Below are 26,409 nucleotides of genomic sequence, written 5' to 3' on the forward strand. Positions count from 1 at the left end.
ACAAGTGGCAACCGGTTGCCGCATGTTGCCACCCGCGCGACAGTGGTCGTCAGCCGGTTCGCCCCGGCGACACCCCGAGCAGCGCCGCTCGGGGGAGGCTCGAGGAGGAATCCCCATGAAGACACGGACCCTGATCGGTTCCGTGGTCGTGGTCGCCCTCGCGACGCTGTCCCTGCAGGGATGCGCGATCGTCAACGGCAGCGGCGACGACCCCAACACGCTCCGCGTCATGATGGGCGCGGACACGACCTACCCCAAGGAACGCAAGCAGTGGCAGCAGGAGACCGCTGCCGAGTTCAAGCGCACCACCGGAGCCGACGTCCAGTGGGAGACGTACTCCTCTGCCCAAGAGGAACTGACCGCCATCCAGACGAGCGTCATCTCCGGCCAGGGCCCGGACGTCTACGCGATCGGCACCACCTTCACCCCGACCGCCTACGCCACCGGCGCCTTCGTCCGGATGGGCGAGCAGCAGTGGGACGCCATCGGCGGCAAGGACCAGTTCGACCCGGCGTCGTTCGGCATCTCGGGTCCGAGCGCCTCGAAGCAGATCGGCATCCCGTTCGCCAGCCGCCCGTTCGTGATGGCCGTGAACACCGACCTGCTCGCCCAGGCCGGCATCACCGAGATGCCGACCACGTGGGACCAGCTCACCGCCGACGCGAAGGCCACCACGACCGGTGACCGCCACGGCATGGCGATCGCCTACGCCGACGGCTTCGACCCGTGGAAGTTCATCTGGGGGATGTCGCAGAACGCCGGCAACACGATCGTCGACGGCTCGAAGGCCGAGCTCGACGCGGACGCCGTGCAGCAGGCCTACCGGACCTACTTCGACTGGGTCACGAAGGACGGTGTCGTGGACAAGGCCGCGATCGGGTGGAACAACGCGCAGGCCCTCGCGCAGTTCACCGACGGCAAGGCCGCGTTCTTCCCGATGACGACCACCACGGCCATCAACTCGTTCAAGGGCACGGCAGTCGACGGCAAGTACGAGTTCGCCCTGCTGCCGACCGTGCCACCGGGCGCCACGGAACGCCCGGCTGACGGCATCGAGGCCGCCAGCATCCTCTCCGGCGACAACTTCGTCGTCGCCGACTACGGCACCAAACAGGACCTGTCGTTCCAGTTCATCAAGCAGCTGAGCACCAAGAAGGCGCAGCTCGAGTACTACGACCTGTTCGGCAACCTGCCCACGAACGTCGACGCCGCCGCGCAGCTCGCGGCCGAGAACCCCCAGCTCAAGCCCATCATCGACGCCGGCCGGCTCTCGAAACCCACCGCCTTCACCGGCGCGTGGTCGGACATCCAGCTCGCACTCGTCGACGTCGTCGTGCAGTCGATCCCGTCGCTCAAGCGCGGCGAGGTCACCGACGACCAACTCCGCAAGCGCCTGCAGGACGCGCAGCGGGACGCCCAGGCCACGCTCGACCGGCAGAAGAACGGAGGTCTGTGATGACCGACACGCAGACCAAGCCCGCCACGCGGCGGACGGAGGGCCACCGCCCGGTCCGCCCCCACGGCACGACCCCGCTGTACAAACGCGAGCGTCCCCTGTGGATGCTGCTCCCCGGCGGGGTCCTCATGCTCGCGATCATCGTGGTCCCGCTCCTCGTCGGGTTCTTCATCGCGATGCTCGACCTCGACCAGTACACGCTCCGGCAGTGGTTCAGCGCCCCGTTCGTCGGGTTCGCGAACTTCACCGAGGCCTTCACGAACTCGCCACTGCTGCACTCCATCTGGATCTCGGTGTCGCTCGCGGTGCTCGTCACGGCCGTCACCGTCCCGATCGGGGTCGCCGCCGCCATCTCGACGCAGAACCGGTTCCGCGGACGTGGACTCGTCCGCTCGGTCTACCTGATCCCCTACGTGCTCCCGGCGTTCGTCGTCGGCACGTTCTTCCGCACGATGCTCCAGCCGCAGGGGGTCGTGAACTCGATCCTGCACACCGACGTGCTCTGGCTGAACGGATCGGCGTCCTACTGGGCACTCGCCGGCGTGATGGTGTGGACGAGCTGGCCGTTCGTCTACCTGCTGTCCCTCGCCGGGCTGCAGGCGGTCGACCTCGAGGTGCACGAGGCCGCCTCGCTCGACGGTGCGACCTGGTGGATCAAGCTCCGCGACGTCGTGTTCCCGTACCTGCGCGGTCCGCTGAGCCTGGCGGTGATCATCTCGATCCTGCACAACATCAACAACTTCACGCTGCCGTTCGTCCTGTTCGGCATCCCGCTGCCCTCGAGCGTCGAGGTCATGCCCGTCCTGACGTACATCGCCAGCTTCCAGTCGTTCCGCTTCGGGCTCTCCGCGGCGATGGCGATCTGCTCGCTCGTGATCGTCGCCATCCCGCTCTTCGTCTACCTGCGGGCCGTCCAGCTCGACACCGGTGACGACGCGGGCCCGAACCGGAAGCAGCGCCGCGCCGACCGCGCCGTGCTGGCCGCCCCGGCAGCCGCCGACGTCGAGGGAGCACGCGCATGAGCGGCTACAGCAGCACCAGGACCCGTCCGACCGCCACGCTCACCGAGAGCATCACGGCCCCACGCGGCGTCCGCCGGCAGAAGCGTCCGTACGACACCGACGTCACCCGACTGCTGCCGCGCTGGCTGCTCGTCACCGTGATCGCCGTCATCATCGCGTTCATCGCCGTCCCGGTGCTCTACATCGTCTTCGGCTCGGTCAACTCCGACGTCGCGGTCGCCCGTGGCGAGTACTTCCCGTCCGAGTTCACCCTCGCCAACTACGCCGAGATCTGGTCGACGGTCGCGCTCGGGCAGGGGCTCGTCAACAGCATCCTGACCGCCGGCGCGGTGGCCGTCTGCAGCGCTGCGCTCGCCGTGTCGACGGCCTACGTGCTCGTCCGCTTCCGGTTCCTCGGCCGCCTGACGTTCCTCCGGGGCCTGCTCGCGCTGCAGTCGATCCCCGGCACGCTCCTGCTGCTGCCGGTGTTCGTCGTCTTCGCCAACATCGCGAGCGCGACCGGCGTGCAGGTCATCGGCACCCGCTGGGGCCTGTTCGTCACGTACCTGACGTTCGCCCTGCCGTTCTCCACGTGGGTGATGGTGACGTACCTCCGCGGGCTGCCGAAGGAGCTCGAGGAAGCGGCCCGCATCGACGGCGCGTCCTCGACGAAGATCCTCACGAGGATCGTCCTGCCGCTCTCCTGGCCCGGCATCGTCGTGTCCGCCATCTTCGCCTTCCTGCTCGGCTGGAACGACGTCCTGTTCTCCACGATCATGACGACCCCGAACACGCGGACCGTCGCCGTGGTCCTGCAGGTGCTCGGCACGACGCAGGAGGGCGGCGCGGTCCCGATCTACGGCCAGATGATGGCCGCCTCGATCGTGTGCGCGCTGCCGGTCGTCGCGCTCTACCTCATCTTCCAGCGCTACCTCGTCGGCGGACTCACCGCCGGTTCCGTCAAGTAGCCCGAGTTCTCCACAGACAGCCTGGAGGCCCGGTGCGGGTCCGCCCCGCCGGTCCAGGCTGGTCATCAGGTCACCAAGAAGGGAATGCCATGACCCAGCTCAGTTGGGAACTCTCCGGGTTCGGCGACGAGATCGACGCCGACCCCGTGGTCCAGGTCGCGGTCCTGCAGGCGCTCGGAGCCAGTGCGATCGAGGTCCGCAGCGCCTGGGGCGTCAACGTCGTCGACCTCGACGACGACCAGCTCGCCGGACTCCACCGGGTGTTCGAGGAGCGCGGGCAGACCGTGTCCGCCATCGCCTCGCCCATCGGCAAGGTCTCGGTCGACGAACCCGTCGAGCACGAGGTCACCCGGCTCGGTCGCGCGATCGCCGCCGCGCACGCGCTCGGCACGACGAACATCCGCATCTTCTCCTTCTACTTCGCAGGCCGCACCCCCGAGAGCATCCGCGACGACGTGCTCGTGCGGATGCGGGCCCTCGCCGACCTCGCCGCGCGTGAAGGCGTCACGCTCCTGCACGAGAACGAGAAGGACATCTACGGCGACGTGCCCTCCCGGGTGCTCGACGTCGTCGAGAGCGTCGGGTCCTCGTCGCTCCGGCTCGCGTGGGACAACGCCAACTACGTGCAGTGCGGGGTCCGGCCGTTCACCGACGGCTGGGAGCAGCTCGCACCGTACGTCGACTACCTGCAGGTGAAGGACGCCCTCGCCGCCGACTCGTCCGTGGTCCCCGCGGGCCAGGGCGACGGCGAGCTCCTGCTCACGCTGACGGCGCTGCGGGACGCCGGGTACTCCGGGTACGCCTCGCTCGAACCCCACCTGACCGACGTCAACGCCCTCGGCGGGTTCTCCGGCCCCGCGGCGTTCGGCCGCGCCGGCCGGGCCTTCCGCACCCTCACCGACCAGATCGGAGTGACCCTGCGATGACCGCAGACACCACCAGCACCGCACCCCTCAAGCTCGCCGTCGTCGGTGCCGGGGTCATCGGCCGCCACCACGCCCGCGTCGCCCTCGCGAACCCGGCACTCGACGTCGTCGCGCTCGTCGACGCCGTCCCGGCCGCGGCCACCGGCGCCGCCGACGAGATCGAGGCCTCGGGGGCACCGCGCCCGCTCACCACCGCCACGATCGAGGACGCCATCGCGCAGACCGACATCGACGTCGTCGCGATCTGCTCCCCGTCCGGCATGCACGTCCAGCTGGCCGAGGCAGCACTCGCCGCCGGCAAGCACGTCGTGATCGAGAAGCCCCTCGACACCACCATGCCCCGCGCCCGGCAGATCGCCGCGCTCGCCGCGTCCGCCCGCGAGCGCGGGCTGGTCGTCAGCGTCATCAGCCAGCACCGCTTCGACCCGGCGTCCGTCGCGGTCGCGCACGCCGCCCACGGGGGCGGGTTCGGCCGGGTGACCTCCGGCGTCGCGAGCGTGGCGTGGTTCCGCTCGCAGGGGTACTACGACTCCGGTGACTGGCGTGGCACCTGGGAGCTCGACGGTGGTGGCGCGGTGATGAACCAGGGCGTGCACACCGTCGACCTGCTCGTCTGGACCCTCGGACGTCCGGTGGAGATCTCCGCGCAGATCGGGCTGCTCGCCCACGACCGGATCGAGGTCGAGGACACCGCCGTCGCCACCGTCCGCTTCGACACGGGCGCGCTCGGGGTCATCCACTGCACGACGGCCGCGTACCCGGGCCTGTCTGCCCGCTACGCCGTCTACGGCACGCAGGGGTCGGCCGTGGTCGACGACGACAAGCTCGCCTACTTCCACGTCGCGCCGGACGCCGCCACGCTCGAGTCCGCCGCCACCACGGCGAACGCCACCGCGGTCGCCGACGCCGTCGACCAGAAGTCCGACGTCGTCGGGCCGGAGCACGTGGTCGGCGGCCCGCAGGAGCCCGAGCACTTCCTCGCCGGGCACGGCCGGCAGTACGACGACATCGTCGACGCGATCCGCACCGGGCGCGACCCGGGCGTCACCGTCGACGACGCCCTCGTGTCCCTCGCCACCGTCCGCGGGCTCTACGTCAGTGCCACGCTCGGGCAGCCCGTGCGGATCGACGACGTCATCGACGGCAAGCACGACGACGTCGTGCCGGTCGTGCATGCCTCGCCCGTCGCAGCAGCAGCAGAAGGAGCAGCCCGATGAAGTTCTCCGTGTTCACCGCGTCCACCCCCGACTGGACCCCGTCGCAGGCCGCCGAGACGCTCGCGGCCCAGGGCTGGGACGGCGTCGAGTGGCGGATCGTCGACGACCGTCCCGCCGACGGCACCACGGTGCCCGCCGAGCGGGCCTTCTGGGCCGGCAACAACGCGACCTGGCAGTACACGGGCATCACCGACCAGGTCGGGGAGATCGCCCGGATCACCGACGGCGCCGGGCTCGAGTACTCCGGCATCGGCGGCTACCAGCAGGCCGCCGACCACGACGGCGTCGAGACGATGCTCCGCGTGACGAGCGAGCTCGGTGCCCGGCAGGTGCGGGTCAGCATGCCCGTCTACCGGCAGGAGAAGACCCGCACCGGCGAGACCTACCCACAGGTGTTCGACCGCACCCGCGCCGACCTCGAGTGGGCGGCGTCCCGCGCGGCGGACCTCGGCGTCAAGGCCCTCGTCGAGCTCCACCACATGACCATCACGCCGTCGGCCTCGGCAGCCCTGCGGCTCGTCGACGGACTCGACCCGGAGCACGTCGGGGTGATCCACGACCTCGGCAACCTCGTCATCGAGGGGCACGAGGACCACCTCGCCGCGTTCGAGCTCCTCGGCCCGTACCTGGCGCACGTGCACGTGAAGAACGCCCGCTGGGTCGACACCGGTGACACCCGCGCCGACGGCAGCAGCATCTGGCAGCACGAGTGGGCCCCGCTGCGCACCGGGAAGGCGTCGGTGTCCGAGTACCTCGACGACCTCCGCGCGTTCGGGTACGACGGCTGGGTCACGATCGAGGACTTCTCCACCGACCTGCCGCTCGCCGAACGGACGGCCGACAACCTGGCGTACCTGCGGTCGCTGGCCCCGGTGACCGCGTGAGCCGTCGACCCGGCATCGTCCACCTCGGGATCGGGGCCTTCGCCCGCGCCCACCTCGCCTGGTACACGCAGCACGCGTCGGGGCAGCCGTGGGGGATCACGGCGTTCACCGGGCGGTCCCCGGGCATGGCCGAGGCACTCACGGCGCAGGACGGCCGCTCCACGCTCGTCACCCGGGCGGCGGACGGCGACACCGCCGAGGTCATCGACGTCGTGGTCGCCGCACACCCGGGCAGCGACGACACCGCGTGGACGACGGCGCTCGCGTCGCCGGCCACGACCGTCGTCACGCTGACCGTCACCGAGCAGGGGTACCGCGCGGGCTCCGACGTCCCGGCACGCCTCGTCAGGGGCCTCGACGCCCGTCGGCATGCCGACGCCGGCCCGCTGACGCTCATGAGCCTCGACAACCTCACCCACAACGGCGAGGTCCTGCGCCAGGCCGTGCGCGACGCCGTGACCGACCCGTCCCTCCAGGCCTGGATCGACGCCACCGTGACGTTCCCGAGCTCGATGGTCGACCGGATCACCCCGGCGACGACCGAGGACGACGTCGCGGAGCTCGCCGCGCTGCCCGGTGCCCTCGACGGCGACCGGGTGCCCGTCGTCACGGAGCCCTTCACGGAGTGGGTGGTGGAGGACGCCTTCGCGGGGGAGCGACCCGCGTGGGAGACCGCGGGCGCCCGCATCGTGGACGACGTCACCCCCTACGAGCAGCGCAAGCTGTGGCTGCTCAACGGGTCGCACTCCCTGCTCGCCTACCTCGGGCTGCTCCTCGGCCACGAGACCGTCGAACAGGCGATGGCCGACCCGGTGTGCCGCTCGGCCGTCGAGAGCCTGTGGGACGAGGCCGCCCAGGAGCTCCCGCTGCCCGCGGACCAGGTCGCCGACGCCCGCGCCGCCCTCGTCGAGCGCTTCGCCAACCCGCGCATCCGGCACACCCTGGCGCAGATCGCGTCCGGTGGCTCCCAGAAGCTCCCCGTGCGGGTGGTCGACGTCGTCCGGCACCGCTTCGACCGTGACGCGTCGGCGGGCATCGGTCCCGGGGCGGCGACCCTGCTCGCCGCGTGGTGGCTGCACGTGACCACGCAGCCGGACCTCGTGAACGACCCGGGCGCACCCGGAGCAGGCTCGGACGTGCACGACGTCCTGGGCGTCGTCGCGCCCGACCTCGACACCACCCCCGTGGTCGCAGCCGTCACCGCCGCGGCCGACCGCATCCGCACCGCCGCGGCAGCAGCCCGCCGGCCCTCCGACGAAGGAGTCCACGCATGACCGACGCCACCCCCGCCCCGACCGCCCCGGCTGGCACGACCGGCACGACGAACCCCGCCGCTCCCGTTCCCGGCGCGACGGACGACCGCAGCGGTGACCCGACCGCGGGGCGCCCCGACACGTGGGCGAGCGCCGACCGTCGGCAGTTGATCGACCGGGCCGAGGTCATCGTCACCAGCCCGGACCGCAACTTCGTCACGCTGAAGATCACGACCGCCGACGGCGTGACCGGACTCGGGGACGCCACGCTGAACGGGCGGGAGCTCGCCGCCGCGGCGTACCTGTCCGAGCACGTCGTCCCGCTGCTGGTCGGGCGTGACGCCAGCCGCATCGAGGACGCCTGGCAGTTCCTGTACCGCTCGTCGTACTGGCGCCGCGGTCCGGTGACGATGGCCGCGATCGCCGCCGTCGACATGGCGCTCTGGGACATCAAGGCCAAGGTCGCCGGCATGCCGCTCTACCAGCTGCTCGGCGGCGCCTCGCGCACCGGGCTGATGGCGTACGGCCACGCCTCGGGCAAGGAACTCCCCGAGCTCTTCGACTCGATCCGGGCGCACCAGGAAGAGGGCTACCGCTCCATCCGGGTGCAGACCGGCGTCCCCGGGCTCGAGTCGATCTACGGCATCGCGTCGAACCGGACGACCGAGGGCAACGCCGGCGTCCGGTACGACTTCGAGCCGGCGCAGCGTGGGGCCTTCCCTGCGATGGAGGACTGGGACACCCGGGCCTACCTGCGCCACCTCCCGACCGTGTTCGAGGCGGTCCGCAACGAGTTCGGCCCCGAGCTGCCGCTCCTGCACGACGGCCACCACCGGATGACCCCGCTGCAGGCCGCCAAGCTCGGCAAGTCCCTCGAGCCGTACGACCTCTTCTGGCTCGAGGACTGCACCCCGGCGGAGAACCAGGAGGCCCTCAAGCTCGTCCGGCAGCACACCACGACGCCGCTCGCGATCGGCGAGGTCTTCAACACGATCTGGGACTTCAAGGACATCATCCGCGACCAGCTCATCGACTACGTCCGCGGTGCCGTGACGCACATGGGCGGGATCACGCCGCTGAAGAAGACGATGGACTACGCCGCGCTGTACCAGGTGAAGTCCGGGTTCCACGGGCCGACCGACATCTCGCCGGTGGGGCTCGCGGCCCAGATGCACCTCGGGCTCGCGATCCACAACTTCGGCATCCAGGAGTACATGCAGCACGGCGACCGCACGAACCAGGTGTTCCGCCAGACGTTCACGTTCACCGACGGCTACCTGCACCCCGGTGACGAGCCCGGACTCGGCGTGTCGCTCGACGTCGACGAGGCCGGCAAGTACCCCTACGAACAGGCCTACCTGCCGTTCAACCGCCTGGCCGACGGCACCGTCCACGACTGGTGAGGCGCCCCGGGTAGCCTCTGCGAGCGTGGACATCGACACGCTCGCAGGGGTCGCCCGTGAGCTCCTGCTCGTCGCGCCGGCGGACTTCGTCACCGAACGGACCGCCCGACAGCGGGCGATGCGGAAGGACGACCGCGAGACCGCCGCGGCGATCGGGAAGCTCCGGAAGCCGGCTCCGGCCGCCTGGGTGGTCGACCTGCTGGCGCACGAGCAGGCCCTCGACGAGGCGGTCGACCTGGGTCCGTCGTTGCGGGAGGCCCAGGCGAACGCGGACCCGCAGGAGATCAGCGCGCTCCGTCGCCAGCGCACGAGCGTGGTGCGCGCCCTGGCGCAGGCCGGGGCGGACCTGGCATCGGACGCCGGCCACCCCGCCACGTCGGCCGTCCTCGACCAGGTCCGCGCCACGATCGAGGCTGCGATGGCCGACCCGCACGCCGGGGCCGCCGTCCGCTCGGGCCTCCTCGTGCAGCCCCTCGAGAGCGTCGGCTTCGAGGACGTCGACCTCGACGGCGCCCTCGCCGTGCCGGACGCGGTCCCCGACGCCTGGTCGGGCAGCGGTGCCCCACCCATCGACATCGAGGAGGGGAGGCGCGCGCGGAAGTCGAGCCGAGCCTCCAGGCCGACCGAACCGGACCACCCGGACGAACCGGACCAGCCCGGACCGGAGGAGCCACGGGCCGACCCCGCTGCCGAGCGCCGGGCCGCCCGCCAGGCCGAGACCACCGCGCGGACGGAGTCCCGCGAGGCCGACGCGGCCCTCGACGCCGCCGAGCGCGATCTCGAGACCGCCGAAGCGCGCCGCGCCGAACTCGCGCGCGACCTCGACCGTGCCACCGCCGAGGTCGAGCGGCTCGGACGCTCCCGCGATGACGCCGAGTCGGCCAGCGACCGCGCGCGCGACCTCCTCGCCGCCGCGCAGGAGCACCGTCGCTCCCTCGGCCGCTGACGCACTCGCCGGACGTCCGACTCGACCACCGTGGTCCGACACGCCCGGGCTGGTACTGGTACGCTGGTGGTCGACTTCGGCGAGGGCCGCGTACGCGCGGCCGTGATCGACGCAGTGGGAGATCCGGCCAGACTCTGGGACCGTTCCTCACGCGTGCACGCGTTCGAGTTGCAACACCACAGACCCCACGATGCCGGCACCCCGGTGTCGTCCCCGAGACCAGGAGGCACCATGGCCGACTACACCAAGCTCGCAGCGGAAGTCCGCACCAAGTTCGGCAAGGGCGCTGCCCGCAAGCTCCGCGCTGCCGACAAGATCCCCGCGGTCATCTACGGCCACGGCACCGAGCCGCAGCACGTGAGCCTCCCGGGCCACGAGACCATGCTTCTCGTCCGTACCGCCAACGCGGTCGTGGACCTCGACATCGACGGCGCTGCGCAGCTCGCCCTCGTCAAGGACGTCCAGCGTGACCCGGTGCGCCAGATCATCGAGCACATCGACCTCGTCGTCCTCCGCCGCGGCGAGAAGGTCACCGTCGACGTCCCCGTCGTCATCACGGGCGAGTCCTTCGCCGGCACGATCCACGTGCAGGACCTCAACACGGTCTCGCTGCTCGTCCTCGCGACGGACATCCCCGAGCACGTGTCGGTCGACGTCGAGGGCCTCGAGGACGGCAAGCAGATCCACGCCTCCGAACTCGAGCTCCCCGAGGGCGCCGAGCTCGAGACCGACGCCGAGGCGCTGGTCGTCGCGATCGTCACCCCGCGTGGCACCGCTGACGACGAGGCCGCCGACGAGGCCGCCGCTGAGGCGGGCGCCGAAGCCGGTGCCGAGGGCGGCTCCGCCCCGGTCGACTCCGAGTAGGCAGCACACCGTAGAGACATCTGGTCGACGCTGATGGCAGATCGAACGTTCGTCGTGGTCGGGCTCGGGAACCCCGGGCCCGACTACGCGGGCAACCGCCACAACGTCGGCCAGATGGTCCTCGACGAACTCGCTGCCCGGATGGGTGCGACGTTCCGGAAGCACAAGACCCCGAACCAGGTCGCCGAGGGGCGGCTGGTCCCGGGTGGGCCTCGCCTCGTGCTCGCGAAGCCGGGGTCGTTCATGAACACCTCCGGTGGACCGGTCTCCTCGGTCCTCGGTTTCTACAGCGCGACGCCGACCGACCTCATCGTGATCCACGACGAGCTCGACCTGCCGTTCGACACCGTCCGCCTCAAGGGCTCCGGCGGTCACGGCGGGCACAACGGCCTGCGCGACATCATCAAGGCGACGAACACCAACGAGTTCGCCCGCGTGCGGGTCGGCATCGGCCGTCCCCCCGGGCGCCAGGACCCCGCCGACTACGTCCTGCGGGACTTCTCCCCGACCGAGAAGAAGACGCTGCCGAACCTGCTGGCGGACGCTGCCGACGCGGTCGAGGCCGTCGTCGACCTCGGGCTCGTGGCCGCGCAGCAACGGGTGCACGCCCCGTCCTGACGAGCGGGGGCTCGGCCCGTCGACGCCCGGTTCTGACCCGCCGCGTTCGCTGGTCGCGCACGCCGCGACCGCTGTCGGACCTGGCCGGTACCATGTCCTGAGTGACGATCTCGGGCATCATCCCTGCGCTCTCGCGCGCCTCCGCGTTCGATCGCGTCCTCCGCGCCGCTCCTCGTGACGCCGACTTCTCGGTCGTCGACGGCCTGCGTGTGCCGCTGCTCGGCGCGCTCATGGCCGAGCGCAAGGGCCCCCAGTGCGTCCTCGTGATCACGGCCACGGGTCGTGAAGCCGAGGCGGTGCGCGGCGCCCTGTCGAGCTACCTCCCCGACGCCGAGGTCCTCGAGTTCCCCGCGTGGGAGACCCTGCCGCACGAGCGCCTCAGCCCGAGCGCGCAGACCGTCGGCACGCGCATCGCGACCCTCCGCGCCCTGCAGCGCTGGCAGGACGCCGCCGCCGCGGGGACCGACCGCCCGACCACCGTGGTCGTGGCCAGCGTCCGCGCCGCCCTGCAGCCCATCGCGGACAACCTCACCGAGCTGAGCCCCGTGGTGCTCCGCACGGCCTCGCGCGGCAACGACCTCGCCGCCATCGCCGGGCAGCTCGTCGACCTCGCCTACGCCCGCGTCGACCTCGTCACGCGCCGCGGCGAGTTCGCCGTGCGCGGTGGCATCCTCGACGTCTTCCCGCCCACCGCCGACCACCCCGTGCGCGTCGACTTCTTCGGCGACGAGATCGACGGCATCAAGGCCTTCTCCGTCGCCGACCAGCGCTCGACCGAGGACGACCTCGACAGTGTCGAACTGACCGCCTCGCGCGAGCTCCTGCTGAGCGACGACGTCCGGCAGCGGGCACGCGAGATGCTGCACGAGTTCCCGAGCATGTCGCAGATGCTGGCCAAGGTCGCCGAGGGCATCCCGGTCGAGGGCATGGAGTCCCTCGCCCCGGCACTCGTGCGCCAGCTCGTCCCGATGACCACCTACCTGCCCGAGAGCGCCACGATCGCCGTGTTCTCCCCGGAGCGCGTCAGCGGTCGTGCGCACAGCCTCGCCGAGACCAACCAGGAGTTCCTGCAGGCAGCCTGGAGCGCCGCGGTCGCCGGTGCCCAGGCCCCGATCGACCTCGACGCCGGCAACTTCCTCACCGTGCCGCAGCTGAAGCGCACGCGGGGACAGCGCACCTGGTGGACGATCTCGCCGTTCGACAGCGGGCAGGACGAACCGCTCTCCGACACCGACGCCGTCGCCGAGGCGGGCGAGTACGTCCGGGTCCGCGCCGACGCCGTCCCGAGCTTCGCGGGCAGCGCCGACGGTGCCGTCGCCCACGTCAAGGCCCTCACCGACGACGGCTGGGCGGTCGTTGTCACCGCGCAGGGGCAGGGCCTCGTCGAGCGTGCCGTACAGGTCCTGGCCGACGCCGGCGTCGCTGCACGGATCGGTCTCGTCACCGGGCCGCCGGAGCCCGGCGTCGCGGTCGTCACCACCGCCGTCGTCGAGCAGGGGTTCTCGATCCCCGACCCCCGCATCACGGTGCTGTCCGAGGCCGAGTTCTACGGCCGGAGCGCCCAGCAGGGTGCCCGCACCGTCAAGAAGCTCGCGAGCCGCCGCAAGAACGTCGTCGACCCGCTGCAGCTCAAGCCGGGCGACGTCGTCGTACACGCGACCCACGGCATCGGCAAGTTCGTCGAGCTCGTCTCGCGAGAAGTCTCGAGCGGCGGCCGCAACGCGGTGAAGACGCAGCGCGAGTACCTCGTGCTCGAGTACGCACCGTCGAAGCGCGGGTACCCGGGCGACAAGCTCTTCGTCCCCACCGACCAGCTCGACCAGCTGTCCCGGTACGTCGGCGGCGAGTCCCCGAGCCTGTCGAAGATGGGCGGCAGCGACTGGTCCGCGGCCAAGAGCAAGGCGCGCAAGGCCGTCCGCGACATCGCCGTCGACCTCGTGAAGCTCTACTCGGCACGCATGGCGTCGAAGGGCCACGCGTTCGGCCCGGACACCCCGTGGCAGCGCGAGCTCGAAGAGGCCTTCCCGTTCGCCGAGACCGCCGACCAGCTCACCACCATCGACGAGATCAAGCGCGACATGGAGCGCCCGATCCCGATGGACCGCCTGCTCTCCGGCGACGTCGGCTACGGCAAGACCGAGGTGGCGATCCGTGCGGCGTTCAAGGCCGTGCAGGACGGCAAGCAGGTCGCGATGCTCGTCCCGACGACCCTGCTGGTCCGCCAGCACATGGAGACCTTCGCGGAGCGCTTCGCCGGGTTCCCCGTGCACCTCCGCGCGCTCAGCCGGTTCCAGACCGAGAAGGAGTCGAAGGAGACCATCGCCGGCCTGGCCGACGGCACCGTCGACATCGTCATCGGCACCCACCGCATCCTGTCGCAGGGCATCCAGTTCAAGGACGTCGGCCTGGTCATCATCGACGAGGAGCAGCGCTTCGGCGTCGAGCACAAGGACCAGCTCAAGAAGTTCAAGACCAACGTGGACGTCCTGGCGATGTCCGCGACGCCGATCCCGCGCTCGCTCGAGATGGCCGTGACGGGCATCCGCGAGATGTCGACCCTCGCCACCCCACCCGAGGACCGCCACCCCATCCTGACCTTCGTCGGCCCGCAGTCCGACCTGCAGGTGGCCGCGGCGATCCGGCGTGAGATGCTCCGCGAGGGTCAGGTCTTCTACGTGCACAACCGCGTGAAGGACATCCAGTCGGTCGCCTCGCACCTGGCCGAGATCGTCCCGGACGCCCGCATCGCCGTCGCCCACGGGCAGATGTCCGAGCAGGCCCTGGAGCAGGTCATGGTCGACTTCTGGGAGCGCCGCTTCGACGTCCTGGTCTCCACCACGATCATCGAGACCGGCCTCGACATCGCGAACGCGAACACGCTCATCATCGACCGCGCCGACAAGTACGGCCTGTCGCAGCTCCACCAGCTGCGCGGACGCGTGGGTCGTGGTCGCGAGCGCGGCTACGCGTACTTCCTCTACGACGCCGACAAGCCGCTCTCCGAGACCGCGCAGGACCGCCTCGAGACCATCGCGGCGAACAACGAGCTCGGCGCCGGCATGCAGGTCGCGATGAAGGACCTCGAGATCCGCGGGGCCGGCAACCTGCTCGGCGGCGAGCAGTCCGGGCACATCGCGGGTGTCGGCTTCGACCTCTACCTCCGCATGATCGGCGAGGCCGTCTCGCAGTTCCGCGGGGACGTCGCCGAGGGGCAGACCGAGCTCCGCCTCGAGATCCCCGTCGACGCGCACATCCCCGAGGACTACGTCGAGTCCGAGCGCCTCCGCCTCGAGGCCTACCAGAAGCTCTCGGCAGCCTCGGCCCCGACGGCGCAGCACGACGCGATCGACATGGTGCTCGACGAGCTCACCGACCGCTACGGCACGCCCCCTCAGCCCGTGCAGACGCTGGTCGAGGTCTCTCGGCTCCGCCGCATGGCGCAGCAGGTCGGCCTGTCCGACGTCGTCGTCATGGGGTCGAACCTGCGGGTCGCGGGCAAGGAGCTCGCCGACTCGTCGCAGGTCCGGCTCAAGCGCATGTTCCCCGGCGCGAAGTGGTTCCCGCAGCAGAACGCGTCGAGCATCCCGGTGCCGCGCCCGCACGACCTGGCCCTGCCCGACGACGCCCTGATCCGGTGGGTGGAGAGCATCCTCACCGCCGTCTACGGCGCAGCCGCCCCCGCGGAGGCCCCGGCGGCGTAGCCGCCTGCAGTCTGCACCCCCGTCGGACGGGAGGCCCGGTGCCAGCCCGCACCGAGCCTCCCGTCCGGTGGGTGGTGCGCCCGCCGCCCGGACTGCCCGTGCTACTCCGTGGCCTCGGCCTCGGAGAGCTCCCGGCGCGCGCGGTGGTGCCGTGCCTTGAGGCTGACGACCACGGCCGATGCCACCATCGCGATCCCGGACCCGACCAGGACGGCGAGCACCCCTTCGTCGACGATCTCGTCGTTGCTCGCGAAGGCCAGCTCGTTCATGAGCAGCGACACCGTGAAGCCGATGCCCCCGAGCACGCCGACGGTGACGATCGACGAGAACGACAGCGACGGCCGACCGGGCCCGCGGAACAGCCGCGTCGCGACGGCGCCGAACAGCGTGATGCCGATGACCTTGCCGACGGGCAGCGCGAGCACGACGGCCCAGAACGTGGGGGAGAGCTCGCCGATGCCGACCGCGGGGATCATCACCGCGGCCGAGGCGAACGCGAACACCGGCAGCACGATCGCGTTCGACCACGGCTCGACCCGCTCGTGCAGGGTGTGCCCGGGGCGCCGTGGCAGGACGAGCCCGAGCGCGACCCCGGCGATCGTCGCGTGCACGCCCGAGTGGTACACGAGCCACCACGTGACCAGGCCGAGGACCACCATGCCGACGATCAGCCAGCCCTGACCGGAGCGCCCCGGCCGCAGCATCCGTCCCAGCACCCAGAACAGCACGAGCACGACGACCGCGCCGCCGAGCGCCAGGAAGTCCGTGTCGTGCGCGAACACCACCGCGATGATGACGATCGCGATGAGGTCGTCGAGCACCGCCAGCGCGAGCAGGAACACCCGGATGGTGGACGGCAGCCCACGGCCGAACATCGCGAGCACCCCGAGTGCGAACGCGATGTCCGTCGCCGTCGGGATCGGCCACCCGTGCGTGTACTGGGTCCCCGCGGTCACCGCGAGGTAGACGCCGGCAGGGACGAGCACGCCGCCGACCGCGGCGATCGCCGGCACGACCGCGGTCTTCGGGTTCGCGAGCTCACCGGCGACCAGCTCGTGCTTCAGCTCGATCGCGACGAGCAGGAAGAACACGGCGAGCAGCCCGTCGCTGATCCAGTGCGCGACGGAGAGGTCGAGGCCCACGACGCCCCACGGCGCATGCAGGTCGAGGAGGCGTTCGAGCCCGGGGCCAGCGGGGGTGTTCGCGAGCACGAGGCCGAGGACGGCGGCCGTCAGGAGGGCGACGGCACTGAAACGAGGGGAGCGGACGAGCGCGAGCAATGGGACTCCGTGAGGGTTCGGGAAACGGTCCGTCGACCAGACTTCCCGACACGCCACGACCAGTGTACCGGAGGCCCCCGACGCCGGCTCCGGGCCACGGCCGCGCAGCTGTGCGGCCGTGCGAGCATGGCTGGATGACCGCCATGGAGGACCTCGTCGCCGTCGTCGACCGCCTGCTCGCGCCGGACGGCGGCTGCGTGTGGAACCGTGCGCAGACGCATGCCTCCCTCGCCCGGTACGCGGTGGAGGAGGCCTACGAACTCGTCGACGCCATCGAGGACGGGGACCCGGCGGACCTGCGCGAAGAACTCGGGGACGTGCTCTACCAGGTCGTGCTCCACGCCGGGATCGCCGAGCACGAGGGGCTGTTCGGACTCGACGACGTCGCCGCGACCGCCCGCGACAAGATGACCCGACGGCACCCGCACGTGTTCGGGGACGAGCGCGCCGACACCGTGGAGGACGTCGTCCGCGTGTGGCGGGCGGCGAAGGCTGCCGAGAAGGCCGCGCGGACGAGTGCGTTCGACGGTGTGCCGCGGGCGATGCCGCCGTTGGAGCGTGCGGTGAAGCTGCTGGAACGCCTGGAGGAACGTGGGGACGCCGACACGGTCGTCGCCGCGGTCGTGGGGTCGGCCGGGGCTGGCGCCGGTGACGGTGACGCTGACGGCGGCGGTCCGCGCGCGGACGTGGCGTGGGGAGTCGGGATGCTCGCCTCGGTGGCCGAGGCTCGGCGTTCCGGCATCGATCCGATCGCGAGTCTGCGTGCTGCTGCGGCGATGCTCGAGGCCGAGGGGCGGGCAGCGGACGTCGTCTGACGTTCTGATCCGTGCGCGTCACGAGAACCGCGACGGCGACAGCAGGAACGAGAAGTGCGGGCGTCCTCCTAACCCGAAAAAGGAGGACGCCCGCGAGCGGGCGCTCGGCGTCGCCAGGGAGCGACGCCGGCAGGGATACCCGCCCGAACCGCGGGGCACATTGCAGCACAGTGCCCTCGCGACCGATCCGGCGGGTGGATCAGGCACCCGCCGAACCGAGGTTCTGGATCCAGCATATGAGTAGATCGGTGAGACTGCAAGTCCGAGTTCTGATCTGACAGGATTGAGCCATGGCGACGACCGTGACGGCACCCCGTGGCATGCGTGACTTCCTCCCCGCGGACAAGGCGCGTCGGGAGCACGTCCTCGGCGTGATCCGCGGCGTGTACGCGCGCCACGGCTTCGACGAGATCGAGACCCCCGTGGTCGAGGACTCTGCCCGCCTGCACTCGGGACTCGGCGGCGACAACGAGAAGCTCGCGTTCGGGGTCCTCCGCCGTGGGCTCACCGCCGAGGACCTGCACGCTGCCGAGGGCCCGCTCGACCTCGTCGACCTGGGACTGCGCTTCGACCTGACGGTGCCGCTCGCGCGCTTCTACGCCTCGCACCGGGCCGAGCTGCCGACGGTGTTCCGCGCGGTGCAGATCGCGCCGGTCTGGCGTGCGGAGCGTCCGCAGAAGGGGCGCTACCGGCAGTTCGTGCAGTGCGACATCGACGTCCTCGGTGAACCCGGCCAGCTCGCCGAGATCGAGCTGATCCGCGCGACGACGGCCGCGCTCGACGAACTCGGGGTCACCGGGACGTCCATCCGCATCAACGACCGCCGTGTGCTCACCGCGATGCTCGCCTCCTGGGGCGTGACCGAGCCCGCCGCGGCCGAGCGAGCGCTCATCACCATCGACAAGCTGGACAAGATCGGCCCGAACGGCGTCGCCGTGGAGCTCAGCGAGACGCTCGGGCAGGACCTCTTCGACACGGCCGAGCTCGCGCTGACGATCGAGGAACTCGGGCGCGCCGACTGGGACACCGCCGTCGGCGCGGACTGGCTCGACGCCGAGGCCTTCGACGACCTGCTCCGCCTCCGTGCGGCGCTCCCGGGAGTCGACCTGCGCTTCGACCCGACGCTCGTGCGCGGGATGGGGTACTACACCGGCACGATCTTCGAGGTCGCGCACCCCGACTTCGGCTACAGCCTCGGTGGTGGCGGTCGGTACGACGGCATGATCGGGCGCTTCCTCGGCCAGGACGTCCCCGCGGTCGGGTTCTCGCTCGGGTTCGAACGCCTCGTCGACCTGGTCGACCTGCCCGAGTCGGCGACGAGCGACGCCGTCGTGCTGCTGTACGACAAGGACACCGACCCCGTCCGTCTGGCTGCGCTCAAGGGCGAGGCGCTCGGGTCCCACCAGCGCGTCCGGCTCGAACGACGCACCAAGAACACGAAGAACCAGCTCGCCGGCCTGGCGGCCCAGGGCTTCGGCGCCTTCGCCACCGTGGGGGCGGAGACCACCACGCTGCAGGGTGTGGAGTTCCGTCCGCTCGCCTGACTTCTCCACAGTGGTCACCTGGAGCGGCGGAACCGTTCACCGGTCGTCGCTAGGATCGATCCGCAAGCACCACAACCGCAACGTTTAGGGAGTACCCCGTGGCCGTGATCGATGCCGTAGGAGCACGCGAAGTCCTCGATTCCCGAGGGAACCCAACCGTGGAGGTCGAGGTCCTCCTCGACGACGGCGTCGTGTCGCGCGCGCTCGTGCCGTCCGGTGCCTCCACCGGCGCCTTCGAAGCATACGAACTGCGTGACGGCGACGCGTCCCGCTACGGCGGCAAGGGCGTCCTCAAGGCGGTGGAGGCCGTCCTCGACGAGATCGGCCCCGCGCTCGAGGGCTTCGACGCCACCGACCAGCGCCTCGTCGACGCCGCGCTCATCGAGCTCGACGGCACCGAGAACAAGTCGCGCATCGGTGCGAACGCGATCCTCGGCGCCTCGCTCGCCGTCGCCCGCGCCGCCGCCGACTCGGCCGACCTGCCGCTGTTCCGCTACCTCGGTGGCCCGAACGCGCACACCCTGCCCGTGCCGCTGATGAACGTCGTCAACGGTGGCGCGCACGCCGACACCAACGTCGACATCCAGGAGTTCTTCCTGGTGCCCTACGGCGCCGAGAGCTTCTCCGAGGCCCTCCGCTGGGGCGTCGAGACCTACCACGCCCTCAAGGGCGAGCTGAAGAAGCAGGGCCTCGCGACCGGCCTCGGCGACGAGGGCGGCTTCGCGCCGGAGCTCGCGTCGAACCGCGCCGCGCTGGACTTCCTGCTCGCCGCCATCGAGAAGGCCGGCTTCACGCCGGGCAAGGACATCGCACTCGGCCTCGACGTCGCGTCGACCGAGTTCTTCAACGACGGCAAGTACGCGTTCGAGGGCAAGCAGCTCTCGAGCCAGGAGTTCACCCAGTACTTCGTCGACCTGGCCCGTGACTACCCGCTCGCCACGATCGAGGACCCCCTCGCCGAGGACGACTGGGAGGGCTGGACCCACCTGACGGCCGAGCTCGGCGACAAGCTCCAGATCGTCGGCGACGACCTCTACGTCACGAACCCGAAGCGTCTGCAGCGGGGCATCGACGAGAAGGCCGGCAACTCGATCCTGGTCAAGGTGAACCAGATCGGCACGCTGACCGAGACCCTCGACGCCGTGTCCCTCGCGCAGCGCCACGGCATGACGGCGATCCTGTCCCACCGCTCGGGTGAGACCGAGGACACCACCATCGCGGACATCGCGGTGGCGGTCGACGGCGGCCAGATCAAGACCGGTGCCCCGGCCCGTTCGGACCGCGTCGCGAAGTACAACCAGCTCCTCCGCATCGAGGAAGAGCTCGGCGACGCCGCGGTCTACGCCGGCCGCACGGCCTTCCCGCGCTCTGCATCGCTCTGGTCCTAGGACCCACCCGAGACGCCGTCCTCCCGACCGGGAGGGCGGCGTCTCGTCGTTGCGGGCGGACGACTGCTCGTGCCGGCGGTGGGGAGGGGTTGGCGCGGGGCAGGTCGGAGCTGGCACCGGGGCAGGGCGAGGCGAGACGCCGGTGTCTCGATGAGACGCCCCGGGCATCCCGAGACGCCGCCGTTTCTGGCGGTGTTTCACTGACTCGAGGGCGTCTCGCACGAAACAGGGGTGTCTCGCGCATGACCACGCGCCCGCACCGCATCGAGACGGGGGCGTCTCGGCAGAACGGGGATGTCTCGTGTCCTGACGGCGGTGTCCGGCTAACAGTCGGGAGGACTGCGGCCGTGACACGGGGGCGTCTCGCACGGACGGGGTGTGTGGAGGAGTGCGGGGAGGAGTGTTTCGGCGACACGGGCCCGTCTTGCACAGACAGGGGTGTCTCGCGCGGACGGGGGTGTCTCGACGCAAAGGGGCCCGCCGCACGCGCACGCGCACGCGCCCGACGCTGAGAGGCTGCGGGACACGCGCGCGCCGATGTGCCGAGCCTCGGCCCCCGGGTTATCGTCGGACCGTGTCCAGCCAGAAGCCCCGCGTCCGTCGCGTCCCCGTCGCGATGCCCGAGGGCTCAGCGGCCGAGCAGCCCTGGTACCGCTCCATCCGGTTCTCCGGCTTCAGCCTGCTCATGCTCGCGATCATCGTGCTGTTCGTGGTCGTCCTCGCGCCGTCGCTCCGGACGCTCATCCAGCAGCAGGAGCAGATCGCGCAGCAGCAGCACGAGGTCGCGGCGCAGAAGTCCGACGTCGCGCAGAAGAAGAAGGACGTCGCACGTTGGGACGACCCCGCCTACATCGAGGCCCAGGCCCGTGACCGTCTGCTCTACGTGTACCCGGGGGAGCAGAGCTTCCTCGTGATGGGTGAGGGCTCGGGCACCCGCAGTGACGCTGCCCCCACGACGGACTCCGGCACCCCGGTGAGCTCCACCGTGCAGACGCCGAAGGTCGACTGGGTGCAGGCCATGCTGTCGTCCGTGCTCGAGTCGGGCCTGACGACGGACACGAAGCAGGACCTCGTCGCCCCGGACGTCTCCGGCACGGGCGACCCCGCGACCAAGGGCTGAGCGCGTCACACCGGTGCGCGGCACCCCGGAACTCCGGTAGCCTCTTGTCCCCGTGACGACCCCTCCCTTCGACCCGCCGACCGAGCACGACGTGCAGGTGGTCTCGGCGCAGCTCGGCCGCCCCGCGCGGGACGTCGTCGGCATCGCCGCTCGGTGCGTCTGCGGCAACCCGACGGTCGTCGCCACGAAGCCCCGGCTGTCGAACGGCACCCCGTTCCCGACGCTGTACTACCTGTGCCACCCGGCTGCCGCCGCCGCCGTCAGCACACTCGAGGCGACCGGCGTCATGCCCGAACTCGCCTCGCTGCTCGACGACCCCGAGACGGCAGGTCAGTACCGCGCCGCCCACGAGGCCTACCTCGCCGACCGCGAGTCCATCGAGCACGTCGACGAGATCGACGGCATCAGCGCGGGCGGCATGCCCGTCCGCGTGAAGTGCCTGCACGCCCTCGTCGGCCACACACTCGCAGCCGGACCCGGCGTGAACCCCATCGGTGACCTGGCGCTCGAGCGCGCGTCGTGGTCACCCGACCGGTGCGAATGCCGGGCGTATGATGAGGGTGCAGACGCCGGAGTCGGGGCGGGTGGCGGCGAAGTCTGACCAGACTCCCGGCCAACCCTCATCACTAGGAGATCATCCCCCGTGCCCAAGATCCTCGTCGTCGGCGGCGGTTACGCCGGTTTCTACACCGCCTGGAAGCTCGAGAAGCACCTTCGCCAGGGCGAAGCCGAAGTCGTCATGGTGGACCCGCTGCCGTACATGACGTACCAGCCGTTCCTGCCCGAGGTCGCCGCCGGTTCCATCGAGCCGCGCCACGCGATCGTCTCGCACCGTCGTCACCTCAAGAAGACCCGGGTCGTCACGGCGAAGGTCACGAAGGTCGACCACGCGACCCGCACCGCCACGATCACGCCGGAGCTCGGCGAGCCGTGGGAAGAGACCTACGACCAGGTCGTCATGACCGCCGGCGCCGTCTCGCGCACGTTCCCGATCGCGGGCGTCGCGGACGAGGCGATCGGTCTCAAGACCATCGAAGAGGCCGCCGCGATCCGCGACAAGGTCCTCACCAACTTCGCCAAGGCCGCGAACCTGCCGGCCGGTCCTGAGCGTCAGCGCCTGCTGACGGTCGTCGTCGTCGGCGGCGGGTTCGCGGGCATCGAGGTCTTCGCCGAGCTGCGGTCGTTCGTCACCGACCTGCTGAAGAGCTACCCGCAGATCGCCTTCGAGGACACGCACTTCCACCTGGTGGAGGCCATGGGGCGCATCATGCCCGAGGTGTCCCTCGAGACCTCGCACTGGGTGCTCGAGAACCTCGCCCAGCGCGGCGCGACCGTGCACCTCGAGACCCAGCTCGCGTCGGCCGTCGGTGGCGTCTGCCAGCTCAAGGCCAAGGACGAGTCGATCGAGACCATCGAGTCCGACCTGATCATCTGGACTGCCGGCGTCATGGCGAACCCGATGGTGAAGGGCACCGACTTCCCGCTCGAGCCCCGCGGCCGCATCACCGTGCAGCCCGACCTCCGCATCGTCGACGACGGCACCGTCATCCCCGACGCGTGGGCTTGTGGCGACGTCGCAGCGGTCCCCGACCTCACGGGTGGTGGCGTCGGCGGCATGTGCGTCCCGAACGCCCAGCACGCGGTCCGTCAGGCCAAGCAGCTCGCCAAGAACCTCGTCGCGGTGCTCCGCAACGAGGCCACGGTCGAGTACAAGCACGAGAACCTCGGCGCGGTCGCCGGCCTCGGCGTCGGCATCGGCGTGTTCCAGTCCGGCAAGTTCGCGATGAAGGGCTTCCTCGCGTGGGGCGCGCACCGCGGCTACCACGGTCTGGCCATGCCGTCGTGGGAGCGCAAGATCCGCGTCGTGAGCGACTGGGTCGGCGGCTTCTTCCTCGGCCGCGACATCGCGTCGCTCGACGACCGCGAGACCCCGCGTGCCGCGTTCGAGGCCTGGGCGTCCCGCCCGAAGCCCGCGAACGCCGACGAGCCTGCCGCCGTCGCCGCGTCTGCTCCGGCCGAGGGCACCCCTGCCGGTGCCGCCGGCCCGGCGTACGCCACCCCGGCCGAGGACGTCTCGAAAGAGGCAGCCCCGGTCGACGGCGAGAAGGTCGCCGCCAAGAGCGAGTAGTCCCAGCGTCACCGCCGAGGGCGGCCACCCGGTCCGGGTGGCCGCCCTCGGTGCGTCGGTAGGCTGGTCCGGCCCGCCCCCGTGGCCCAACTGGCAGAGGCACGCGACTTAAAATCGCTGAGTTGAGGGTTCGAGTCCCTCCGGGGGTACCACGACCGTCGCGACGTGGGCCGAGACGGACTGGAGGCCCGGCGCAGTTCGTGCGCCGGGCCTCCAGTCCGTCTCGTGGTCGAGCCGCATCGCGGCTCGTTGCTCAGTACAGGCGGTAGCCGGTCACCATGGGGCAGGTGAACGGATCGCGGGCCGCGAGGCCGACCCGGTTGAGGTAGGCGACGACGATCGCGTACGACTTGCCGAGGCTGGCCTCGGTGTACGGGATGTCGTGCTTGGCGCAGTGGGCCTTGACCATCGGCTTGGCCTTGCGCAGGTTCGGGCGCGCCATGTTCGGGAACAGGTGGTGCTCCGCCTGGTGGTTCAGGCCACCGAAGAGGTGGTCGGCCCAGATGCCGCCGGTGATGTTGCGCGAGGTGCGCACCTGGCGGGACAGGAAGTCGATGCGGGCGCCCTCGGCGATGACGGGCATGCCCTTGTGGTTCGGCGCGAACGAGCCGCCCATCATCACGCCGAACACGGCCAGCTGCACGCCGAGGAAGGCGGCGGCGACGGGGAACGGCATGAGGGTGAAGATCGCCCAGAAGTACAGGCCGAAGCGGGCGACGAGCAGGATGCCCTCGATGATGCGGTCACGGCCGGAGCCCTTGATGTGCTGACCGGTGACGAGTGCGCGGACGCCGAGGAAGTGCAGGTTCGCGCCCTCCATCGTGAGGAGCGGGAAGAACGCCCAGCCCTGCACGCGGGTGAGTGCGCGGAGCAGACCGCGACGCTGGGCGGCGTCCTCCTCGATGAAGGAGACCGTGTCCTGCGCGATGTCCGGGTCCTTGCCGATGGTGTTCGGGTTGCCGTGGTGGCGGTTGTGCTTGTTCATCCACCACGTGTACGACAGGCCGACGATGAAGGTGCCGAGGATGCGGCCGGCATTGTCGTTCCACTTGCGCGAGGCGAAGACCTGGCGGTGGGCGGCTTCGTGCGAGAGGAACGCGAACTGCGTGAAGAGCGCTCCGAGCACGGCGGCCGGGATGAGCTGGAACCACGAGCCACCGAGCATCGCGACGGCGACGAAGCACGCTGCGACGAGGGCGACCAGCACGGCGAAGACGGTCCAGTAGAAGCCGACACGGCGTTCCAGGAGCCCGGCGGCGCGGACCTCTTCGAGGAGGTCCTTGTACGTCGACGTGCCGGAGGCAGCGCCCGGCGTGCGGGGAGTGGTGGGTCGGTACAGGGTCGATGAAGACATGGGCTGCTTCCATCAGGAACAGCCCTTCGGCCGTACTCTCGAGTTCCCGCGTGTGCGGTTGCTAGAGAACCTAGGGGTCCAACCTGGGCGGTGACCGTCAAGTCCGCGTACCGTTCGCGTGATGTGGTCATCCGGGCTCGGACGACCCGCAGACACTGTCCGGACGACGGCGGGTCCGCCCCCTGGTCCTCGCTACCATGCAGGTGTGGTCGGACTGGGCAGCGCACTCGCGAACCTCCGTGGCGTCCTCCGGCAACCCGAGGCACACGTCGAGACCGTCGACGGCGAGTCCGTCCCGGTCGGCATGCTCCTCGGCACGCTCGGGGCCCTGCTGCTCGACGCCGGAAGCTCCGTCACCGACGTCCGATCGGCTCTCGAGAAGGCACGCCAGGCCGCGGGCATCGGCAGTGGGCTCGCCGTCGGGGTGCTGCCGGCACTCGTGATCGTCAGCGAGACCGCGACCGGCTCGGCGACGATCGTCAACGCCGAGGGCATCGAGCTCTCGTTCCGGCAGGCGGCCCGGGCGAACCGGCTGGTCCTCGGGCTCGAGAGCGGGTCGATCGCGCTCGCCGAGATCCCCGCGCGGGTCCGGGCCATCCGCGCGAACACCCGTCCGCCGGCCCCGCTGCCGTGGATCGCCGGGAACGCCCTGACCGCAGCCGGGCTCGCCGTCGTCTTCCGCTGCCCCTGGTGGGCCGTCCTGGTCGTGCTCGGGGTGGGCGCGGTCGTCGGGGTGATCGGGCTGCTGCTCCGCCGGTTCCGCGAAGCCGTCGCCGTCGTGCCGTTCCTCGCCGCGTTCGTGTCCACCGCGGTCGTCGGCCTCGTCGCTGCCGGCACCGGGTTCGACCACGTGCCGCTCTTCGCCGTGTGTGCCCCCGTCGCCGTGTTCGTGCCGGGCGCGCTCATCACGAACGCGCTCCTCGAGCTCACCGCCGCCGACATCGTGACCGGGTCCGCACGGCTGATGCAGGGGCTCATCATGCTCGGCTTCATGGCCGCGGGGATCGCCGCGGGCAGCGCCGTCACCGGCCTGCGGGTCGACCCGCGGTCCGCTGCGCTCGTCGGGGAGGTCGCCGGCGTCGGGACCGACCGCGCGGGGTGGGAGTCGGTGCCCGCGTACTGGTTGTCGTGGGTGGCCGTCGCGGTGCTCGCGGTCGGCATCGGGCTGGTGTTCGGCGCCGGGTGGAAGCTCACGGCGGCGTCGATCGTGGTCATGATTGGGGCGTACGCGCTCGTGTCCGGACTCGCGCCGCTCGTGGGGAGTGTCGTCGCGACGGGGACCGCGGCGGCCGTGCTGTTCGTCGCCACCCGCGGGCTGGAGCGCCTGGTGCCGGTGATCCCGGCGACCGTGTCGTTCCTGCCGGCGTTCCTGCTGCTCGTGCCGGGCACCGTCGGATTGGTCGCCGTGGCCACCGCCGACCCGCAGTCCCTGGCGACGCCCCTGGCGACGTTCGTCAGCCTGTGTGTCGGCACGAAGATCGGCGGGCTGCTGCCGGGCCTGTTCGCGCGGACGGCCCCGACGCACTGACTGCGTGCGCACGGG

At 71.1% G+C, this 26,409-nt stretch carries 21 protein-coding genes and 1 tRNA gene; 20 read left to right on the forward strand and 2 right to left on the reverse strand.

What is annotated here, in order from left to right:
• The first annotated feature begins 115 nt into the window (after positions 1–115).
• The 12 genes from ITJ54_RS14665 (at position 116) to mfd (ending at position 15,237) form a co-directional block, all read left to right on the forward strand.
• Positions 116–1,456, forward strand: a complete 1,341-nt coding sequence (locus tag ITJ54_RS14665; protein ID WP_194629518.1) for an ABC transporter substrate-binding protein — start codon at positions 116–118, stop codon at positions 1,454–1,456.
• The gene (locus ITJ54_RS14670; protein ID WP_194629520.1) at positions 1,456–2,478 is read left to right on the forward strand and encodes a carbohydrate ABC transporter permease; all 1,023 of its coding nucleotides are present in this window, start codon (positions 1,456–1,458) and stop codon (positions 2,476–2,478) included. The genes ITJ54_RS14665 and ITJ54_RS14670 overlap by 1 nt, the downstream gene beginning before the upstream one ends.
• On the forward strand, positions 2,475–3,425 hold the full coding sequence (locus ITJ54_RS14675) for a carbohydrate ABC transporter permease (protein WP_194629522.1): 951 nt from the start codon (positions 2,475–2,477) through the stop codon (positions 3,423–3,425). Before ITJ54_RS14670 ends, ITJ54_RS14675 begins: the two co-directional genes overlap by 4 nt.
• An 89-nt stretch (positions 3,426–3,514) precedes the next feature.
• Positions 3,515–4,351, forward strand: coding sequence for a sugar phosphate isomerase/epimerase family protein (locus ITJ54_RS14680; RefSeq protein WP_194629524.1), 837 nt, complete (start codon positions 3,515–3,517; stop codon positions 4,349–4,351).
• The gene (locus ITJ54_RS14685; protein ID WP_194629526.1) at positions 4,348–5,568 is read left to right on the forward strand and encodes a Gfo/Idh/MocA family protein; all 1,221 of its coding nucleotides are present in this window, start codon (positions 4,348–4,350) and stop codon (positions 5,566–5,568) included. The genes ITJ54_RS14680 and ITJ54_RS14685 overlap by 4 nt, the downstream gene beginning before the upstream one ends.
• A complete protein-coding gene (locus tag ITJ54_RS14690) occupies positions 5,565–6,452 on the forward strand; it encodes a sugar phosphate isomerase/epimerase family protein (protein WP_194629528.1) in 888 nt (295 codons plus the stop codon). The genes ITJ54_RS14685 and ITJ54_RS14690 overlap by 4 nt, the downstream gene beginning before the upstream one ends.
• The gene (locus ITJ54_RS14695; RefSeq protein WP_194629530.1) at positions 6,449–7,726 is read left to right on the forward strand and encodes a mannitol dehydrogenase family protein; all 1,278 of its coding nucleotides are present in this window, start codon (positions 6,449–6,451) and stop codon (positions 7,724–7,726) included. Before ITJ54_RS14690 ends, ITJ54_RS14695 begins: the two co-directional genes overlap by 4 nt.
• Positions 7,723–9,108 (forward strand): D-mannonate dehydratase ManD, encoded by a 1,386-nt coding sequence (gene manD / locus ITJ54_RS14700; RefSeq protein WP_228509483.1) that lies wholly within the window; start codon positions 7,723–7,725, stop codon positions 9,106–9,108. The genes ITJ54_RS14695 and manD overlap by 4 nt, the downstream gene beginning before the upstream one ends.
• Positions 9,109–9,133: 25 nt before the next feature.
• On the forward strand, positions 9,134–10,054 hold the full coding sequence (locus ITJ54_RS14705) for a hypothetical protein (RefSeq protein ID WP_194629532.1): 921 nt from the start codon (positions 9,134–9,136) through the stop codon (positions 10,052–10,054).
• A 231-nt stretch (positions 10,055–10,285) separates the two neighbouring features.
• Positions 10,286–10,918, forward strand: coding sequence for a 50S ribosomal protein L25/general stress protein Ctc (locus tag ITJ54_RS14710; RefSeq protein ID WP_194629534.1), 633 nt, complete (start codon positions 10,286–10,288; stop codon positions 10,916–10,918).
• Between the two features lie 33 nt (positions 10,919–10,951).
• Entirely contained in the window at positions 10,952–11,536 is a 585-nt protein-coding gene (gene pth, locus ITJ54_RS14715; protein WP_194629536.1) for an aminoacyl-tRNA hydrolase, read from the forward strand.
• Between the two features lie 101 nt (positions 11,537–11,637).
• On the forward strand, positions 11,638–15,237 hold the full coding sequence (gene mfd / locus ITJ54_RS14720; protein WP_194629538.1) for a transcription-repair coupling factor: 3,600 nt from the start codon (positions 11,638–11,640) through the stop codon (positions 15,235–15,237).
• Between the two features lie 101 nt (positions 15,238–15,338).
• On the opposite strand, the gene nhaA is transcribed toward mfd, so the two are convergent.
• On the reverse strand, positions 15,339–16,517 hold the full coding sequence (gene nhaA, locus ITJ54_RS14725) for a Na+/H+ antiporter NhaA (protein WP_194629540.1): 1,179 nt from the start codon (positions 16,515–16,517) through the stop codon (positions 15,339–15,341).
• A 134-nt stretch (positions 16,518–16,651) separates the two neighbouring features.
• On the opposite strand from nhaA, the gene ITJ54_RS14730 reads away from it, so the two are divergent.
• The 7 genes from ITJ54_RS14730 to ITJ54_RS14760 all read left to right on the forward strand — a co-directional run bounded on the left by ITJ54_RS14730 (position 16,652) and on the right by ITJ54_RS14760 (position 23,664).
• On the forward strand, positions 16,652–17,332 hold the full coding sequence (locus ITJ54_RS14730) for a MazG family protein (protein WP_194629542.1): 681 nt from the start codon (positions 16,652–16,654) through the stop codon (positions 17,330–17,332).
• A 290-nt stretch (positions 17,333–17,622) separates the two neighbouring features.
• Entirely contained in the window at positions 17,623–18,876 is a 1,254-nt protein-coding gene (gene hisS, locus ITJ54_RS14735) for a histidine--tRNA ligase (RefSeq protein WP_194629544.1), read from the forward strand.
• 98 nt (positions 18,877–18,974) lie between these two features.
• Positions 18,975–20,264, forward strand: a complete 1,290-nt coding sequence (gene eno / locus ITJ54_RS14740; protein ID WP_194629546.1) for a phosphopyruvate hydratase — start codon at positions 18,975–18,977, stop codon at positions 20,262–20,264.
• 574 nt (positions 20,265–20,838) lie between these two features.
• On the forward strand, positions 20,839–21,384 hold the full coding sequence (locus tag ITJ54_RS14745) for an FtsB family cell division protein (RefSeq protein ID WP_194629548.1): 546 nt from the start codon (positions 20,839–20,841) through the stop codon (positions 21,382–21,384).
• A gap of 52 nt (positions 21,385–21,436) precedes the next feature.
• The gene (locus ITJ54_RS14750) at positions 21,437–21,985 is read left to right on the forward strand and encodes a DUF501 domain-containing protein (RefSeq protein ID WP_194629550.1); all 549 of its coding nucleotides are present in this window, start codon (positions 21,437–21,439) and stop codon (positions 21,983–21,985) included.
• A 42-nt stretch (positions 21,986–22,027) separates the two neighbouring features.
• Positions 22,028–23,512, forward strand: coding sequence for an NAD(P)/FAD-dependent oxidoreductase (locus tag ITJ54_RS14755; RefSeq protein WP_194629552.1), 1,485 nt, complete (start codon positions 22,028–22,030; stop codon positions 23,510–23,512).
• 75 nt (positions 23,513–23,587) lie between these two features.
• A tRNA-Leu gene (locus ITJ54_RS14760) sits at positions 23,588–23,664 on the forward strand.
• Between the two features lie 101 nt (positions 23,665–23,765).
• On the opposite strand, the gene ITJ54_RS14765 is transcribed toward ITJ54_RS14760, so the two are convergent.
• Positions 23,766–24,866: a fatty acid desaturase family protein gene (locus ITJ54_RS14765; protein ID WP_194629554.1), complete on the reverse strand. Its 1,101-nt coding sequence runs from the start codon at positions 24,864–24,866 to the stop codon at positions 23,766–23,768.
• 205 nt (positions 24,867–25,071) lie between these two features.
• Here ITJ54_RS14765 and ITJ54_RS14770 point away from each other — a divergent pair, with 205 nt between their 5' ends.
• Positions 25,072–26,394 carry a threonine/serine exporter family protein gene (locus ITJ54_RS14770; RefSeq protein ID WP_194629556.1) on the forward strand — a complete coding sequence of 441 codons (1,323 nt, stop codon included), beginning with the start codon at positions 25,072–25,074 and terminating at the stop codon, positions 26,392–26,394.
• The last annotated feature ends 15 nt before the right edge of the window (positions 26,395–26,409 follow it).

This window comes from Curtobacterium sp. VKM Ac-2865, assembly GCF_015350905.1.
GTDB lineage: Bacteria > Actinomycetota > Actinomycetes > Actinomycetales > Microbacteriaceae > Curtobacterium.

Coding starts and splice junctions, on each gene's coding strand:
- ITJ54_RS14730 (WP_194629542.1), top strand. CDS start 16,652: ATGACCGCCATGGAGGACCTCGTCGCCGTCGTCGACCGCCTGCTCGCG.
- ITJ54_RS14765 (WP_194629554.1), bottom strand. CDS start 24,866: ATGTCTTCATCGACCCTGTACCGACCCACCACTCCCCGCACGCCGGGC.
- ITJ54_RS14685 (WP_194629526.1), top strand. CDS start 4,348: ATGACCGCAGACACCACCAGCACCGCACCCCTCAAGCTCGCCGTCGTC.
- ITJ54_RS14675 (WP_194629522.1), top strand. CDS start 2,475: ATGAGCGGCTACAGCAGCACCAGGACCCGTCCGACCGCCACGCTCACC.
- ITJ54_RS14665 (WP_194629518.1), top strand. CDS start 116: ATGAAGACACGGACCCTGATCGGTTCCGTGGTCGTGGTCGCCCTCGCG.
- ITJ54_RS14690 (WP_194629528.1), top strand. CDS start 5,565: ATGAAGTTCTCCGTGTTCACCGCGTCCACCCCCGACTGGACCCCGTCG.
- hisS (WP_194629544.1), top strand. CDS start 17,623: ATGGCGACGACCGTGACGGCACCCCGTGGCATGCGTGACTTCCTCCCC.
- ITJ54_RS14680 (WP_194629524.1), top strand. CDS start 3,515: ATGACCCAGCTCAGTTGGGAACTCTCCGGGTTCGGCGACGAGATCGAC.
- ITJ54_RS14670 (WP_194629520.1), top strand. CDS start 1,456: ATGACCGACACGCAGACCAAGCCCGCCACGCGGCGGACGGAGGGCCAC.
- manD (WP_228509483.1), top strand. CDS start 7,723: ATGACCGACGCCACCCCCGCCCCGACCGCCCCGGCTGGCACGACCGGC.
- ITJ54_RS14710 (WP_194629534.1), top strand. CDS start 10,286: ATGGCCGACTACACCAAGCTCGCAGCGGAAGTCCGCACCAAGTTCGGC.
- pth (WP_194629536.1), top strand. CDS start 10,952: ATGGCAGATCGAACGTTCGTCGTGGTCGGGCTCGGGAACCCCGGGCCC.